The sequence below is a fragment of the Streptomyces adustus genome, from assembly GCF_009377175.1.
In the GTDB taxonomy this organism is placed as follows: domain Bacteria; phylum Actinomycetota; class Actinomycetes; order Streptomycetales; family Streptomycetaceae; genus Streptomyces; species Streptomyces adustus.
In genome coordinates this window covers 1-14,914 of record NZ_VJZD01000228.1, presented here as the reverse complement: position 1 = coordinate 14,914, position 14,914 = coordinate 1, and the positions used below count along the sequence as shown (strand labels likewise).

The 14,914-nt window shown below is 73.2% G+C and carries 16 protein-coding genes; 7 read left to right on the top strand and 9 right to left on the bottom strand.

Going from position 1 to position 14,914, the window contains the following annotated elements; genetic code table 11:
• From FNH09_RS36470 to FNH09_RS36445, 6 genes are all read right to left on the bottom strand, one after another.
• On the bottom strand, positions 1–1,877 hold a 1,877-nt coding region (locus FNH09_RS36470; protein WP_338017800.1), incomplete at its 3' end, for a ricin-type beta-trefoil lectin domain protein.
• Between the two features lie 497 nt (positions 1,878–2,374).
• Complete coding sequence (locus tag FNH09_RS36465) at positions 2,375–3,343, bottom strand: aldo/keto reductase (RefSeq protein ID WP_152894176.1); 969 nt, start codon at positions 3,341–3,343, stop codon at positions 2,375–2,377.
• A 105-nt stretch (positions 3,344–3,448) separates the two neighbouring features.
• Entirely contained in the window at positions 3,449–3,985 is a 537-nt protein-coding gene (locus tag FNH09_RS36460) for a flavoprotein (RefSeq protein ID WP_152894175.1), read from the bottom strand.
• A gap of 9 nt (positions 3,986–3,994) precedes the next feature.
• Positions 3,995–4,453 carry a nuclear transport factor 2 family protein gene (locus tag FNH09_RS36455; protein WP_152894174.1) on the bottom strand — a complete coding sequence of 153 codons (459 nt, stop codon included), beginning with the start codon at positions 4,451–4,453 and terminating at the stop codon, positions 3,995–3,997.
• Between the two features lie 274 nt (positions 4,454–4,727).
• Positions 4,728–4,928, bottom strand: a complete 201-nt coding sequence (locus FNH09_RS36450; RefSeq protein WP_152894173.1) for a ferredoxin — start codon at positions 4,926–4,928, stop codon at positions 4,728–4,730.
• Between the two features lie 12 nt (positions 4,929–4,940).
• On the bottom strand, positions 4,941–6,140 hold the full coding sequence (locus FNH09_RS36445) for a cytochrome P450 (protein ID WP_162469640.1): 1,200 nt from the start codon (positions 6,138–6,140) through the stop codon (positions 4,941–4,943).
• 308 nt (positions 6,141–6,448) lie between these two features.
• On the opposite strand from FNH09_RS36445, the gene FNH09_RS36440 reads away from it, so the two are divergent.
• Both FNH09_RS36440 and FNH09_RS36435 read left to right on the top strand, forming a co-directional pair.
• Positions 6,449–7,081: a LysE family transporter gene (locus FNH09_RS36440; RefSeq protein WP_162469639.1), complete on the top strand. Its 633-nt coding sequence runs from the start codon at positions 6,449–6,451 to the stop codon at positions 7,079–7,081.
• A 104-nt stretch (positions 7,082–7,185) separates the two neighbouring features.
• On the top strand, positions 7,186–7,635 hold the full coding sequence (locus tag FNH09_RS36435) for a nitroreductase family deazaflavin-dependent oxidoreductase (RefSeq protein WP_152894171.1): 450 nt from the start codon (positions 7,186–7,188) through the stop codon (positions 7,633–7,635).
• Positions 7,636–7,718: 83 nt separating this feature from the next.
• Here the strand turns inward: FNH09_RS36435 and FNH09_RS36430 are convergent, their stop codons facing one another.
• From FNH09_RS36430 to FNH09_RS36420, 3 genes are all read right to left on the bottom strand, one after another.
• The gene (locus tag FNH09_RS36430) at positions 7,719–8,762 is read right to left on the bottom strand and encodes a cation diffusion facilitator family transporter (protein ID WP_152894170.1); all 1,044 of its coding nucleotides are present in this window, start codon (positions 8,760–8,762) and stop codon (positions 7,719–7,721) included.
• Between the two features lie 163 nt (positions 8,763–8,925).
• A complete protein-coding gene (locus FNH09_RS36425; RefSeq protein WP_152894169.1) occupies positions 8,926–9,318 on the bottom strand; it encodes a VOC family protein in 393 nt (130 codons plus the stop codon).
• Between the two features lie 79 nt (positions 9,319–9,397).
• Positions 9,398–9,862: a pyridoxamine 5'-phosphate oxidase family protein gene (locus tag FNH09_RS36420; protein ID WP_152894168.1), complete on the bottom strand. Its 465-nt coding sequence runs from the start codon at positions 9,860–9,862 to the stop codon at positions 9,398–9,400.
• 224 nt (positions 9,863–10,086) lie between these two features.
• On the opposite strand from FNH09_RS36420, the gene FNH09_RS36415 reads away from it, so the two are divergent.
• The 5 genes from FNH09_RS36415 to FNH09_RS36395 all read left to right on the top strand — a co-directional run bounded on the left by FNH09_RS36415 (position 10,087) and on the right by FNH09_RS36395 (position 14,893).
• Positions 10,087–11,589: an APC family permease gene (locus FNH09_RS36415; protein WP_152894167.1), complete on the top strand. Its 1,503-nt coding sequence runs from the start codon at positions 10,087–10,089 to the stop codon at positions 11,587–11,589.
• Positions 11,590–11,617: 28 nt separating this feature from the next.
• Positions 11,618–13,243: an amidohydrolase gene (locus tag FNH09_RS36410; RefSeq protein ID WP_152894166.1), complete on the top strand. Its 1,626-nt coding sequence runs from the start codon at positions 11,618–11,620 to the stop codon at positions 13,241–13,243.
• Between the two features lie 96 nt (positions 13,244–13,339).
• Complete coding sequence (locus FNH09_RS36405) at positions 13,340–13,702, top strand: DUF1304 domain-containing protein (RefSeq protein ID WP_152894165.1); 363 nt, start codon at positions 13,340–13,342, stop codon at positions 13,700–13,702.
• Positions 13,699–14,262: a TetR family transcriptional regulator gene (locus FNH09_RS36400; RefSeq protein ID WP_162469638.1), complete on the top strand. Its 564-nt coding sequence runs from the start codon at positions 13,699–13,701 to the stop codon at positions 14,260–14,262. Before FNH09_RS36405 ends, FNH09_RS36400 begins: the two co-directional genes overlap by 4 nt.
• Before the next feature lie 253 nt (positions 14,263–14,515).
• A complete protein-coding gene (locus tag FNH09_RS36395) occupies positions 14,516–14,893 on the top strand; it encodes an anti-sigma factor antagonist (protein WP_338017798.1) in 378 nt (125 codons plus the stop codon).
• Positions 14,894–14,914 lie beyond the last annotated feature (21 nt).

Here is a 14,914-nt window from a genome sequence, read left to right as displayed (position 1 = left end):
CCGTAGCCGTCCCCGCCGCCGTAGCCGCCCCCGTCGTACGAACCGCCGTCCGTGCAGGCGTACGGGTAGTACGTGCACAGGTCCGCGCTCGTGGCCGAGCCGCTCGGTGTCGGCGACGCCGAGCGGGTCGCCGACGCCGTCGGACGGGCCGCGGAAGCCGTGGGGGCGGGGGTGAGGGACTTCTTCGGGACCGCGTCCGCGGTGGACGTGGGAGTGGGCGAGGTGTCGGCGTCCCAGTTGACTGCCTGCATCTGCGGGCCGGTCTCGGAGGTGTCGATCACCCAGCGCTGGGCCGAGGTGTCCGTGCGGTTCTTCAGCACCAGGGCGCCGGATCCGTCGGCGGCGGTGGGGCTGAGGGCCAGGTTCTGGTCCGAGCGGGGCACCAGGGTGCCCTGGAGGGTGAAGTCGTAACGGACGTTCCTGCCGCCCGGCTCGGACTCGCCCGCGCACGGCGCCAGCCGCACCGAGTAGCCGAGGCGGGAGTCCAGGCACAGACCGCGCACCGCGGCGCTGCGCAGCAGGCCGTCGGTCTCGTACGTCCACTGCTCGCCCGCCGCTCCCGAACAGGTCGCCAGCACGGCCTCGGCGCCCTCGACGGGCCTGCCGGAGACGGCTACGCACAGTCCGGAGGCCAGGTTGTGCAGCCTGCCGCGGAGGGTGCCCTGCTGCTCCGTCCCGCTGCTGATCCACGAGGGGCGGGTGGTCGCCGTGCTGTTCGTGCCGGTGCCGGTGGCCTCGCTGCCGCCGGTGGTGTGGCCCGCCCGGTGCTCCGAGCCCAGTGCCGACCACAGGACCAGGGGCAGCACGACCAGACCGCCGACCGTGAGGACGGCGGCGGCGAGGTTGCGGCGCCGGACGGCCCTGGCCCGCTGGGCGGAGCGGCGCGCGCCCCGCGACCGGACGGCCTCGCCGGGCTCGGGCTCCGCGGACGTGAACGACTCCCCCACGACGCCCGCGGCCGTGCCGGGCTGCGCCGCGTCGGCTCCCGGCGCGAGCCGCTCCCGGACCGCTCCGGCCCCGGCCGTCACGGGACCGGCCGTCACGGGACCGGTCAGGCGGGAGGCGACGTAGTCGGCGGCGCCCCAGCCGAGCACGCCCTCGGCCAGGGCGAGACCGAACCCCACGTTGAACACGCCCAGTTGGTCGGCGGTGTCACGGCAGTGCCGGCAGCCTTCCAGGTGCCCGCGGAGATCGGGGTCGACCTCGGAGCCGCCGCGCCGGTAGGTGACGTCCAGCAGCCGGAGGTACTGACGGCACTCCTGCCGGGGCGCGAGCTCCTGGTGGAGCTGGAGGCACTCCTCGCGCATCCGGTCGCGGCCGCGGCGCAGCGCGACCCGCGCGCCCTCGTCGTCCAGGCCGATCAGCGCGGCCGGCACGGACAGCGACTCGGCCTCGACCTCGACGTGCCACAGCAGACAGCGGGCGGCCTGGGGCAGCCGCTGGAACGCGCTGGACAGCAGGCGCCGGTTCGCCGGCGGCAGCAGCCGGGCGGCCGCCCGGTCGCCGTCCTGGGCCGCGGAGCGCAGCGCGGGATGGAGCAGATCGCGCCGGTCGTCGGTGTCCCACTCGGCCGCTATGCGGCGCACGGTGACGAGCAGCCGGGGCCGCCAGGCCGCGGTCGGCCCCTCGTGGCGCATGGACTCGCCGAACAGCCGGGTGAACGCGGCGGTGGTCAGCATGCCCGCGGCACGGGGGCCGTCGGTGCACAGCCGGGCATAGGTGAAGGCCGCTTCCCAGTGGCGGTCCAGCAACTCGCCGACCGGATGCAGTGCGGGTGACGCCCCCGTCCACTGCTTCAGCTCCGCGCTCAGCTGAGCGTCGGTCGCGCCGAACCGGAACTCGGGTTCCGGGGAATTCGTCGGGCCTGCCTCATTCACGGCTGCATTCCTCCCAATGACCTGCGGCATAAGTCCGTACCAAGGGTCACGGGACTCCGCCGACAGGGGGTGGGGAGTCCCGATTGCACGGTGTTCGGCATCTCGGACGTCCGCCGGTGGCCGCTCTTTCGAAGCGTGGGGGGTGGACGGGAGTGGCCTTGTGCGCGCGACAACGGAATTCCTTGACCACGCGCGGACAACGCACACCTTTGCACAGGCCGGGGAGACGGAACAAGTGATCCCGGAATTTTGCGCATTGGGTTTCCTCGCAAGGTAATTGACGAAACGTCAATCGGCATCGGGCGGCGGATTCACGCCCCTGCGCGAGGAGGAAATGCAGTAGGCATTCACCGGTCGATACGCACCTTTACGGGATGTCGCGGGGTTCGCGGAACACCTCGCCGGTACCCCGTCGGCTCCCGCCCGCACCTCGCCCGCGGCGAGGCGTCCGTGCGGCACCGGGTACCGGGTGCGCACCGCACGGACGCCCGCGTTCGTCAGTGGCCGGCGACGGGGTGCGGGGTGTAGGGCTCCTGGAGCTGCTCGATCTCCTTGTCGCTCAGCTCCAGTTCGACGGCGGCCACGGCGTCGTCGAGGTGCTGCGGCTTGGCGGCGCCGACGATGGGCGCGGTCACCGTGTCCTGGTGCAGCAGCCAGGCGAGGGCGACCTGGGCGCGCGGCACCCCGCGCTCCGCGGCGATACGGGTGACGGTCTCGACGATGCTCCGGTCGCTCTCCAGGTAGAGGGTGCTGCCGAAGGCGTCGCTCGTGGTGCGCCCGGTGACGGTGCCCCAGTCGCGGGTGAGGCGGCCCCGGGCGAGCGGGCTCCAGGGCAGCACACCGACACCCTGGTCGGCGCAGAGCGGCAGCATCTCCCGCTCCTCCTCGCGGTAGAGCAGGTTGTAGTGGTTCTGCATGGAGACGAACTTGGTCCAGCCGTGCCGTTCGGCGGTGTACTGGGCCTTGGAGAACTGCCAGGCGTACATCGAACTCGCCCCGATGTAGCGGACCTTGCCCGCCTTCACCAGATCGTGCAGGGCCTCCATCGTCTCCTCGATTGGAGTGTGCGGGTCCCAGCGGTGGATCTGGTAGAGGTCGACGTAGTCGGTGCCCAGGCGGGTGAGGCTGTGGTCGATCTCGGTCATGATCGCCTTGCGGGACAGGCCGCCGCCGTTGGGACCGGTGTGCATCCGGCCGTGCACCTTGGTCGCGAGCACGATCTCGTCCCGGCGGGCGAAGTCGCGCAGCGCCTGGCCGACGATCTCCTCGCTGGTGCCGTCGGAGTAGACGTTGGCGGTGTCGAAGAAGGTGATCCCGGCGTCCAGCGCCTGACGGATCAGCGGACGTGAGGCCTCCGCGTCGAGCGTCCACTCGTGCGCACCGCGGTCGGGCAGTCCGTAGGTCATGCAGCCCAGACAGATCCGCGACACGTCCAGACCCGTCGAACCGAGCTTCACGTACTGCATCGTTGCTGCTCCTGCCTTCGGATGGGATACCTGACGGAGCGTACGTCGTCACACGGCCGCCACGACGGCGAACCAGCGGCGGTGGCGTGGCAGGGCCGGGCGGCGTCAGACAGACCCCAGCAGGTCCAGCGCCCGCGTCCAGCCGAACCCGGGCCGCCGGCCGTCCGCCCCCGGCTCACCGGTGTACGGGTCCCCGAAGCGGACGCCCATCTCGCGCAGGCGTACGAGGCTGCTCCGGTAGGCCGGGTGGCCGGCGAGGGTGTCGGCCACGCAGGGCAGCACGGCGATCGGGACGCCCATGCCGCAGGCCTCGTTCAGGGTGGCCAGCGCGAGGGTGTCGGCGATCCCGGCCGCCCACTTGTTGACGGTGTTGAAGGTGGCGGGCGCTACGACCACGGCGTCCGGGGCCGGGAAGGGGCGCGCCTCGCCCGGCCTGCGCCAGGCGGAGCGGATGACGCGCCCCGTCGCGGCCTCGACGGCCGCCATGTCGAAGAAGCCGTTGCCGGCCGCCGTGGGGGTGGCGAAGACGCCGACCGCCCAGCCGCGCTCCTGCGCGGCGACGACGAGTGTGCCGACGTCCGCGGCGATGCCGGCCGCGCAGACGACGACGTAGAGGAAGGGCTTCCCGTCCTGTTCGGTCATCCGCGCAGGTTACTGAACCGGGAAAGTGCGCCCGCGTTCGGCTTCGGGGCGCGGTCCGAGGATGCGGCGCTGCCGCTCCGCGATGGGCACGTCGTTGATGCTCGCCTCGCGACGGGTCATCAGCCCCTGCCCGTCGAACTCCCAGAGCTCGTTGCCGTACGAACGCCACCACCGGCCCACGGCGTCCCGGCACTCGTACTGGAAGCGGACGGCGATGCGGTTGCCGTCGAAGGCCCACAGGTCCTTGCGCAGCGCGTAGTCCAGCTCGCGCTGCCACTTGGCGGTGAGGAACGCGACGATCTCCGCGCGGCCGGTGAGGAAGGTGTCGCGGTTGCGCCACACGGAGTCCTCCGAGTAGGCGAGCGCCACCTGGTGCGGGTCGCGGGTGTTCCAGGCGTCCTCGGCGGCCTGCACCTTCTGCTCGGCGGTGTGGCGGGTGAAGGGCGGCAGGGGCGGACGGGCGGCCATGGGCTTCCTCCTGGTCGGCGAGCAGGTCGAGAGCGCACGTTCCCACAGTGACGGAAACGGCCGGAGAACGTGCGCTCTCCCGTCGGCTTCGGCCGGGACCCGTCGTTCGGACCCCGCCCGGAGTCCGCCGTTCGGACCCCGCCCGGAGTCTGCCGTTCGGACCCCGCCCGGAGTCTGCCGTTCGGACCCCGCCCGGAGTCTGCCGTTCGGACCCCGCCCGGGCCCGTCGTCCCGACCGGGGCCCGTCGTCCGGGCCGGCCCGGCGGCGAGGTGGTCAGTCGGCCGGGTCCGACAGGGTGATGGCGCCGACCGGGCAGGCCTTGACCGCCACCTTGACCATCGGGTCCCCCGCGCCGTCCTCGCGGCCGGGCAGGACCATGCTGAAGCCGTCGTCGTCCTGGGTGAAGACGCCGGGGGCGGCCAGCGCGCACTGGCCCGCCCCGATGCAGACGTCCTTGTCGATGTGGATACGCATGACCGGAGCCTCTTACCAGGTCACGGGGAGTTCCAGCATCCCCTGGATCGTGTCGCCGGGCTTGAAGGGGATGTCCTCGGCCGGGGCGGCGAGACGCAGTCCGGGCAGCCGCTGGAACAGGGTGTGCAGGGCGATCTCCATCTCGGCGCGGGCCAGGTTCTGGCCGAGGCACTGGTGGATGCCGAAGCCGAAGGCGATGTGGTGGCGTGCGGAGCGGGCGAAGTCCAGCGTGTCCGGTTCGGGGTAGGTGCTCTCGTCGCGGTTGATGACCGAGGTCGAGAAGAGCACCCCCTCGCCGGCCCGGATCGTCGCGCCGTCCACCTCGATGTCCTCGACGGCCTGCCGCAGCAGCCCGTCGGCGATGGACAGCATCCGCATCAGCTCCTCGACGGCGGCGGGCAGCAACGCGGGATCGGCGCGCAGCTCGGCCAGCCGGTCGGGGTGCCGGAGCAGGGTGAAGGTGCCGAGCGAGATCATGTTGGCGGTGGTCTCGTGGCCGGCGACGAGCAGGATGACACCGAGGGAGATCAGTTCGTCGCGGTCGATCTCGCCGTCGCCCGCGCGCCGGTGGATCAGGTCGTCGAGCACCCCGGAACCGGGCGGCTCCTTGCGTTTGCGGTCGATCAGGTCGCCGAGATATCCCTCCATCCGGGCGCGGGCGTCCAGCACGTCGGCGACCTCGGGGCCGCGCAGCAGCCGGCGCGACTGCTCCTCGAAGAACTCGTGGTCGGCGTACGGGACGCCGAGCAGGGAGCAGATCACCATCGACGGCACCGGCAGGGCGAAGGTGCTCACCAGGTCGGCGGGCGGACCCTGCGCGATCATCGCGTCGAGCCGTTCGTCGACGATCCGCTGGATGTCGGGCCGCAGCGCGGCGGCGCGCTTGACGGTGAAGCTGGGGACCAGCAGCCGCCGCTGGGTGTGGTGCTCGGGGTCGTCGACACCCAGCAGGGCCGTGCGGCGCTCGCGGATGGCGGCGAAGCGCGCGTTGGTGATGGGGAAGCCCGGCCGGGTGCGGTCGGTCGACAGTCGCGGGTCGGCGAGCAGGGTGCGGGCGAGGCCGTGACCGGTGACGATCCAGGCCTGACGGCCGTCGTAGAGGGTGACGCGGGACAGTGGCCGGTCGGTGCGCAGGGGGTCGTAGGCCGTCGGCGGGTGGTAGGGACAACTCCGGTCCTGGGGGAAGGCGACGGGTTGGGAGACTTCCGTCATGGGGGACCTCACAGACGAAGGGTGCGTCGTGCCGATCTTCATTAGATGCCCCAGGCACCTATGGAGCGACGCAATGTTCAGCCAGATCGACGAATCGGGCAATCTGGCCGGAATCTACCGCTCCGCCGGTTCGGTCCGGGCCTCTGTGCCCACGGTCACCTGGTAATTCGGTTGTCACAGGGGGCTCACCACCCCCATTATCCCGCCATGCCTACGATCTCCGCCCTGCCGCCGACGCCCGCCGCCGCTGCTCCGGTGCGCGTCCAGCAGCAGCCCGGCCGCCCCGGAAGGCCCGGTCCGGTCCGGTCGTGACGGCCCCGCTCGTGGCCGGCCTGGTCGCGGGATACGGCATCGCCGTACCCGTCGGCGCGGTCGGCACCTACCTCGTCTCCCTCACCGCCCGCACCTCGCTGCGCACCGGCGCCTGCGCCGCGCTCGGCGTCGCCAGCGCCGACGGGCTCTACGCCCTGCTGGCGATGGCCGGCGGTTCCGCCCTCGCCGCCGCGCTGCGGCCGGTCCTGGTGCCGTTGCGCTGGGCCTCCGCGCTGGTGCTGATCGCGCTGGCGGTCCTGGGCACGGTCGCGGCGGTGCGCCGGTACCGCGGCCATCAGCTCGCCACCCGCCCGGACCCGCCTCCCCCCGGCCCCGGCCGGGCCTATCTGGGGCTGCTCGGCATCACCCTGCTCAACCCCACCACCGTGGTCTACTTCGCCGCGCTGGTCCTCGGCGCGGGCAGCGCGGGCACGGCAAGGCCGCTGGAGCAGGGCGTCTTCGTCCTGGCGGCCTTCGCCGCATCGGCGAGCTGGCAGCTGCTGCTCGCCGGGGGCGGCGCGCTGCTCGGCCGGGCGCTGACCGGCCACCGCGGCCGACTGGCCACGGCGCTGGCGTCCAGCGGGGTGATGGTGGCGCTGGCGGTACGGATGCTGGTGGCACCGGGGTAGGGGTGATCTGGCGCCGTCCGGCGTGACCCCGGAAGTTTTCCGGGCGTTGCTCTGTTGACGGACGGTGCGATCCGAACGTACGACGCGACGATGGGACGGATGTCATGCCGCTTGAGGGCGAGTACGAACCCAGCACGCAGCAGTGGGTGCGCGACCAGGTGGAGCTGTACGAGAGCTCCGGAGGCACCAAGGGAACGACCCTGATGGACACGGGACTGCCCGTCATCCTGCTGACCACGCGGGGCGCGAAGAGCGGCAAGATCCGCAAGACGCCGCTCATGCGCGTCGAGCACGACGGGCACTACGCGGCGGTCGCGTCGCTGGGCGGGGCGCCGAAGCACCCGGTCTGGTACCACAACGTGAAGGCCGATCCCCAGGTGGAGCTCCAGGACGGCCCGGTCAAGCAGGACATGACCGCCCGTGAGGTGACCGGCGAGGAGAAGGCGGCGTGGTGGGAGCGCGCCGTGGCCGCCTTCCCGCAGTACGCCGAGTACCAGAAGAAGACGTCCCGGGAGATCCCGGTGTTCGTCCTCGAACCGACCCCCGGGTACTGACCGCCCCGGGGCGGCCTCCCGGACTCCGAGCGGATTTTTTCGCTCCCGGAGGCATGGGGCGGCGGCCCCCGGGCACCCGTTCCTCAGGCCCCGCCGCGCTCCCCCGTCGCGGCGGGGCTTTCCCGTGCCTCCCCGGCCCCGCGGTCGGTCACGTCGAGGAAGATCTCCCCGGCCCCGGGGCACACCCGGCCGACCGACCCCTTGATGCGCACCGCGACCTCCTCGACCTCCTCGCTGTCCAGCCCCGGCACCAGGTCGATCCGGGCGGCCACCAGGTGCGAGTCCAGGCCCGTCTTCATCGTGAACAGCGCCTCCACGCTGTCGATCTCGGGCTGCGCCCGCAGCAGGGCCCGGATCCGGCCGAGCAGTTCCGGGTCGGCCGCCTCCCCGATGAGCTGGTCGCGGGCCTCGCGGCCGAGCCCGTAGGCGACGAGGACCAGCAGCACGCCGATCGCGATCGAGGCGGCCGCCTCCCACACCACCTGCCCGGTGACCATGTGCAGTGCCATGCCGGCCATGGCGACGGTCACGCCCAGCACGGCGGTGCCGTCCTCGGCGACGACCGTGCGCAGGGCCGGGTCGCGCAGGCCGGCCCGGCCGCCCTGGGCGCGCACCTGGTGCAGGGCCCGCAGCAGGGAGGCACCCTCGGCCAGGAGGGCGACGGCGAGCACGGCCAGGCCCGCCACATAGCCGCCGAACTTCTCCTCGGCGCCGCCCCCGAGCGCCTCGACGCCCTGGAAGACGGAGAAGCAGCCGCCCATCACGAAGATCCCGACGGCCGCGAGGAGCGACCAGAAGTAGCGCTCCTTGCCGTAGCCGAAGGGGTGACGCCGGTCGGCGGGACGGCGGCTGCGGCGCAGCGCGGCCAGCAGGAAGACCTCGTTCAGGCTGTCGGCCACGGAGTGCGCGGCCTCCGACAGCAGGGCGGGCGAACCCGCGAGGAGGCCGCCGACGGCCTTGGCGGCCGCGATGACGAGATTCGCGGCCAGCGCGACCAGCACGGTGACCCGCGTCCTCCGGTCCGTGGTTCCCTTCCGGGGCGTGGTTCCCTTCCGGGGCGTGGTTCCCTTCCGGGGCGTGGTTCCCTTCCGGGGCGTGGTTGCCTTCCAGGGCGCTTTCCCGCTCATCCTCGCCGACTGCCCCGTCGGGCACGGCTCATACCGTTTCCGGCGGAGGAGTCGGCGGGCCGGCCGCCCCGGCCGGGCCCGCCGGGCCGTGTCGGGCCCGCCGGGCCGTGTCGGGCCCGCCGGGCCGTGTCGGGCCCGCCGGGCCGTGTCGGCCGGGGCGCCGTCAGCCCCGCTTCGGTGCCGTGGACGGCAGCAGGCGCAGGGTGAAGGAGTGCCCGGCCGGATCCGCGTAACCGCGCTCCTCGTACACCGTCGGCGCGCCCCTGGTCTCCAGCGGACGTCCGCCGAGTCCCACCACCCGGCGTTCGGCCTCGTCCAGGTCCTCGACCAGGAAGTCCAGGTGGACCTGGAGGGCGTTCTCGGGACGCGGCCAGCTCGGCGGGGTCGCGTTCGCGTCGCGGCGGAACGCCAGCCGGGTGCCGCCGGGGGCCCTGATCTCCACCACGTTCGCGGTGACGACGGCCTCCTCCGCCTCCAGGAGTTCCTTGTAGAACACCGCGAGCTTCTCGGGCTCGGCGCAGTCCAGCACCACGACGCCCGCCTTCACCAGTGACATACCGCCTCCGCAGGGATCCCGGTCGCGAGGCACGGCCGCCCCGCGCCTCCTGCGGGGCGGATGCCCCGGCCCGGCCGGTTCAGTCGGCGACCAGCCACTCCCCGTCCCGCATCAGGTCCCGTCCGTCGAGCTCGTTCACCTCGCGCCAGGCCTGCACCCGGTCCGGGCGCACCCGGAAGTACAGGTAGGGCGTGGCGAGCAGCCGGGGGTCGAAGCCGGTCTTGCCGGCGAAGATCTCGGCGTCCTCCTCGGGCAGCTCCGCGGGTGGCACGGTGAGGACGGGGCCCTCGACGATCACCACGTCGCGGGTGAGGCCGATACCGAGCCGCGCCCGGCCCGTGGCGCGCAGATTGCGGCCGGTGGGGCTGGCTTCCGGGGTGGCGAACAGCAGGGTCGCGCCGTCCCAGAAGAAGGAGAGCGGCACCAGGTAGGGGGCGCCTCCCGCCTCGTCGGCCGTGGCGACCCAGGCGTCCACGTCGTGTTCGAGGCGGTGCAGGGTGTCCTGTTTGCGCTGCTTGGCGGGGCGTGCGGGTGACGGGGTCATCGTCGAAGGCCTCCGGGCGGGACGTCGTAGCTCACTGACGGGTACACGCCTTCCAGTGTGACCGCCGGGCCCCCTCCCGCACCCGGATCTCCGCCGGGCGCGCCGCCGCCGGATCAAGGCGGCGGCACCTTATGACAACACCGTTGACCAGTTGTGTCCCAGGCCAGTTTCATGTGCGTTCACCGGGGCCGACCAGGCCCCCCGGTGCGAGCGGAGTACTGGCCATGACCGACAAGCCCTACGGCGCCGACCCTCCCGCGCGGCCCGCGCTGCGCAAGTCCCTCGGCGTCCTCGACGGCGTCGCGATCGCCGCGTCCAGCACGGCGGCGACCACCACCATCGGCATCGGCCTCGGCGTCACGGCCGGGGTGGTGGGCCTGCATCTGCCGGCCATCATGCTGCTGGCGTTCATACCGATCCTGGGGATCGCGGGAGCGTACGCACGGCTGAACCGCGTCGAGCCGAACGCGGGCAACGGCTATGTGTGGGTGGGGCGTTCGCTGACGCCGTGGCTCGGCTTCATGGTCGGCTGGGTGAACATCGTGGCCACGGTCGCGTTCCTCGCGTACACGACCGCGGTCACCGGGTCGGCGATGATGCAGCTGGCCGGGCAGGCCGGACTGCACCGGGTGGGCGGGCTGACGCTGGACCCGGGCTCCACGGCGCAGACCACCGCGGTCGGGATCGTGGCCCTGGTCGCGGTGACCCTGACCGCCGTCACCGGCATCCGTACGGCGGCCCGGCTCCAGACCGGACTGCTCGTCTTCGAGTACGTGGTGCTGATCGGGTTCTGCGGCTACGGCATCGTCACCGGCCCGCATCCCTTCAGCCTGAGCTGGTTCGATCCCTTCGCGATCCCGTCGGCGTCGGCGCTGGCCCAGGGACTGCTGCTGTCGGTGTTCTGCTACTGGGGCTTCGACGCCGCCTTCAGCGTCAACGAGGAGGTGCGCGAACCGCGGGACGCCTCGCGTGCCGGGTTCATCACCCTGGGGACGATGCTGGCGCTGTTCCTGCTCGGCTCGGTCGCCTTCCAGCGGGTGCTGTCGCAGGACGAGCTGGCCGGGCACGGCGCCGAGGGGCTGGCCTACTTCGGCGAGCGGCTGGCGGCGCAGCCGCTGGCCACGCTGCCGCTGGTGGCGCTGATGTTCTCGGCGGTCGCCTCGCTCCAGGCCGGGGTGATCCCCACGGCGCGGGGGATGTTCGCGATGAGCCGGGACCGCACGCTCGGCCCGGTGTGGTCCAAGGTCAGCTCCCGGTACGGGACCCCGGCGGCCGGCACCCTGCTGATCGGCGCGCTGGCCGCGGCGGTGGCGGGGCTCGCCCTGGTCATCCCGCGGCTGGCCGACATGATCCTGGCGACGGTGAACGCGGTGGGCATCGTCGTCGCCCTGTCGTACGCGCTCACCGCGCTGGCCGCGGCCGTGCGCTTCCGCGGGCTGCTGCGCCAGGACTGGCGGCAGGGCGTGCGCGCGGTGGTCCTGCCGGGCCTGAGCGCGGCGGCGCTGCTGGGTCTGGGCGGCTACCTCTGCTGGTCCTTCTACACCTCCGCCGACCATCTCGAACTCAGCCCGGACAACGGCTGGTTCCTGCTGCTGGTGCCCGCTGTGATGGTGGCCTCCGGCGTGGTGGCCGCCGCCTGGGCCAAGTGGGTGCGCCGCTCGCCCTACTTCCGCACCGGCGACGGCACCGACGCCGACGCGCCGCAGCTGCTCACCACCGCCCCCTGACGTACGAGCGTACGAGGAAACCGAGAACATGCACGCTGATCTTCTCTTCACCGGTGGCGCCGTCCTCACTCCCGAGGGCCGCACCGCCACCACCGTCGCCGTGACCGGCGACCGCGTCACCGCCGTCGGCGACGACGGGGTGCGCGAACTCGCCGGGCCCCGCACGGAGGTGGTCGACCTGGCCGGCGGCCTGCTGCTGCCGGGCTTCCAGGACGCGCACGTCCACCCGGTGCCGGCCGGACTCGAACTCGGCCAGTGCGACCTCACCGGGACCCGGACCGCCGAGGACACCCTGGCCGCCGTGCGCGCGTACGCGCTGGCACACCCGGAGCGGGAGTGGATCCTCGGCGGCGGCTGGTCGATGGAGGCGTTCGAGGGCGGTACGCCCACGAAGGAACTCCTCGACGCGGTCGTCCCTGACCGGCCGGTGTACCTGCCCAACCGCGACCACCACGGCGCCTGGGTCAACAGCCGCGCCCTCGCGCTGGCCGGCATCACCCGGGACACCCCCGACCCGGCGGACGGGCGGATCGAGCGCGACGCCTCCGGCGAGCCCAGCGGCACGCTCCAGGAAGGCGCGATGGAACTGGTCGGGCGGCTCGCCCCGGCGGCCACGCAGGCCGACCGGCTGGCCGCGCTGCTGCACGCCCAGCGCGCGCTGCACGCCCTGGGCATCACCGCCTGGCAGGACGCGCTCGTCGGGGGGTACCTCGGTCTGGACGACCCGTCGGAGGCGTACCGGACGGCGGCCCGGGACGGCTCGCTGACCGCGCGGGTGGTCGGCGCCCTGTGGTGGGACCGCGAGCGCGGCGCCGAGCAGATTCCCGAACTCGTCGAGCGCCGGGACGCGTTGAGCCATGGCCGGTTCCGGGCGGGCAGCGTGAAACTGATGCTGGACGGGGTCGCCGAGAGCGGCACCGCCGCGCTCCTCGACCCGTATCTGGACGGGTGCGGCTGCGCCACGGCCAACCGGGGCACCAGCTTCGTCGACGCCGCGCGCCTGCCCGAGTACGTGACGCAACTGGACGCGCTCGGCTTCCAGTGCCACTTCCACGCGCTCGGCGACCGGGCCGTGCGCGACGCCCTGGACGCGATCGAGGCGGCCCGCGCGGCGAACGGTCCGAGCGACACCCGGCCGCATCTGGCGCACCTCCAGGTCGTGCACCCCGACGACGTGCCGCGCTTCGCCCGGCTGGGCGCGACCGCCAACATCCAGCCGCTGTGGGCGGCGCACGAACCGCAGATGGACGAGCTGACGATCCCCTTCCTCGGGCCCGAACGGGCCGCGTGGCAGTACCCGTTCGGCTCGCTGCTGCGCTCCGGCGCCACGCTCGCGGCGGGCAGCGACTGGCCGGTCAGCAGCCCGGACCCGCTCCAGGGCATCCATGTGGCGGTCAACCGGGTCCAGCCCGGCGGCGCCGGCCCGGTCTTCCTGCCGGGCGAGCGCGTCGCTCTGGCGCACGCGCTGACGGCGTACACCGCCGGATCGGCGTACGTGAACCACCTCGACGACACCGGTCGGGTGTCCGAGGGCGCGCTCGCGGACCTCGTGGTGCTGGACCGCGACCCGTTCGCGGGAACGCCGGAGGAGATCGCCGGGACCCGCGTACGGCGGACGTACGTCGGCGGCGAACTGGTGCACACGGCGGACTAGTTCGGTCGCGGCGAAACCCACGGGTGTGATTTCTTGGACGGGTGTCCATGTACAGTGGACACCTGTCCAAGAACATTCGTCCGTGAAGGAGAAGGCATGGAAGCCGTCGCGAGCGTGCTGGTCGGCCTGGTGGCCGTGCTGCACGGGTACATCCTGGTGCTGGAGATGTTCCTGTGGCAGAAGAAGCCCGGCCGGGCCCTGCACGGATTCGCGCCGGAGCTGGCGCGGACGACCGCCCCGCTCGCCGCCAACCAGGGGCTCTACAACGGTTTTCTCGCGGCCGGCCTGGTCTGGGGCCTGCTCGCCGATGACCCGACCGGCCGGCAGGCTCAGATCTTCTTCCTGTGCTGCGTGGTGGTCGCGGGCGTATACGGCGCCGCGACGGCGAACCGCCGCATCCTGGTCGCGCAGGCGCTGCCCGGTGCGCTCGCCCTGGCCGCCGTGCTGGTCGCCCGGTGAACCGCACCGCCCCCGAGGACCCACGGGCCGCCCGCACCCGGGCCCGGCTGCGGGCGGCCCTGCTCGCCGAGTGCGCCGAACGGCCGCTCGCGGAGGTCGGGGTGGCCGCGCTGGTCCGCCGGGCCGGCGTCGGTCGGGCCACCTTCTACGTCCACTACGCCGACCTGGAGGCGCTCGCCGTCGACGCCTGCGCGGACGTCGTACGCGAGGCCGTGGAGGCGCTGCACGCCTGGCGCGGCAGGCCCGACCCGGTGCACGCGCCGCCCGCGCTCGCCGTGTTCTTCGACTCGCTCACCCCGCACGCCGCCCTCTACCGCGCCCTGCTGGGCCCCGGCGGCGGGGGCCCGCTGGGCCGGGTGCTCCACCACGACCTGCGGGCCTACAGCCTGCGCGAGCGCGCACTCGCGGGGGCTGCCGACGCGCCCCTGGTCGCCTCGGCCGTCGCCGCCACCTTCACGGGGGTGCTGGGCGACTGGCTGCACGGGCTGCTGGAGGCGTCCGCCGCCGAGATCGCCGACCAGGTCTGGCAGTTGCTGGTGGCCCTGCACGCGAGCCGCTGACCGCCCGCCCGCCGACCGGAATCCGGGGCACCACCGGGCCGAGCTGCCACGCTGCCGCCCCGCACGGTCCCGGGGCCGCACACCGCCTCGACCCGGTCCGCCCCCCTTGGCTCAGATCTTGAAAGAAGTCGGCCGCAATTCGAAGACATATGTCAATCGAACATGCTCAAATTCAATCGTCCAAGGGTAACTTGCAGGGCAGGGAAGCGAGTTGGGGTCCCTGTCCCCGGAGCGGGTTGGAGGCGATGTCGTCGTGCGGGAACCGGCGCCATTCACCCGGCAGCTGCGCGTCCACCAGGACCGGGGTCACACCGTCCTGGAGTTCCACGGCGAGATCGACATCGCCGCGGCCGTGGAGATCGTCCCGCACCTGGACCACGCCACCTCCGGCCCCGAACCACGGGTCGTGATCGACCTCGCCGAGATCGAGTTCTTCGACTGCTCGGGCCTGCGCCTGCTCTACCGGGCCCGGCACCGGGTCCTCGACCGCGGCGGGCAGCTGCACCTGGTGTGCACCCACCCGACGACGCTGCGCGTCCTGCGGCTCACCGGCCTGTCCCGGCTGCTGCCGCCGCGGCCCACCCTGGACGCGGCGCTGGGCCGGCCCGAGGCCACCTCCGGCACCTTATGACCCCGCCCCGCCGCATCACCC

Coding starts and splice junctions, on each gene's coding strand:
- FNH09_RS36465 (WP_152894176.1), bottom strand. CDS start 3,343: ATGCAGTACGTGAAGCTCGGTTCGACGGGTCTGGACGTGTCGCGGATC.
- FNH09_RS36460 (WP_152894175.1), bottom strand. CDS start 3,985: ATGACCGAACAGGACGGGAAGCCCTTCCTCTACGTCGTCGTCTGCGCG.
- FNH09_RS36455 (WP_152894174.1), bottom strand. CDS start 4,453: ATGGCCGCCCGTCCGCCCCTGCCGCCCTTCACCCGCCACACCGCCGAG.
- FNH09_RS36450 (WP_152894173.1), bottom strand. CDS start 4,928: ATGCGTATCCACATCGACAAGGACGTCTGCATCGGGGCGGGCCAGTGC.
- FNH09_RS36445 (WP_162469640.1), bottom strand. CDS start 6,140: ATGACGGAAGTCTCCCAACCCGTCGCCTTCCCCCAGGACCGGAGTTGT.
- FNH09_RS36435 (WP_152894171.1), top strand. CDS start 7,186: ATGCCGCTTGAGGGCGAGTACGAACCCAGCACGCAGCAGTGGGTGCGC.
- FNH09_RS36430 (WP_152894170.1), bottom strand. CDS start 8,762: ATGAGCGGGAAAGCGCCCTGGAAGGCAACCACGCCCCGGAAGGGAACC.
- FNH09_RS36425 (WP_152894169.1), bottom strand. CDS start 9,318: ATGTCACTGGTGAAGGCGGGCGTCGTGGTGCTGGACTGCGCCGAGCCC.
- FNH09_RS36420 (WP_152894168.1), bottom strand. CDS start 9,862: ATGACCCCGTCACCCGCACGCCCCGCCAAGCAGCGCAAACAGGACACC.
- FNH09_RS36415 (WP_152894167.1), top strand. CDS start 10,087: ATGACCGACAAGCCCTACGGCGCCGACCCTCCCGCGCGGCCCGCGCTG.
- FNH09_RS36410 (WP_152894166.1), top strand. CDS start 11,618: ATGCACGCTGATCTTCTCTTCACCGGTGGCGCCGTCCTCACTCCCGAG.
- FNH09_RS36405 (WP_152894165.1), top strand. CDS start 13,340: ATGGAAGCCGTCGCGAGCGTGCTGGTCGGCCTGGTGGCCGTGCTGCAC.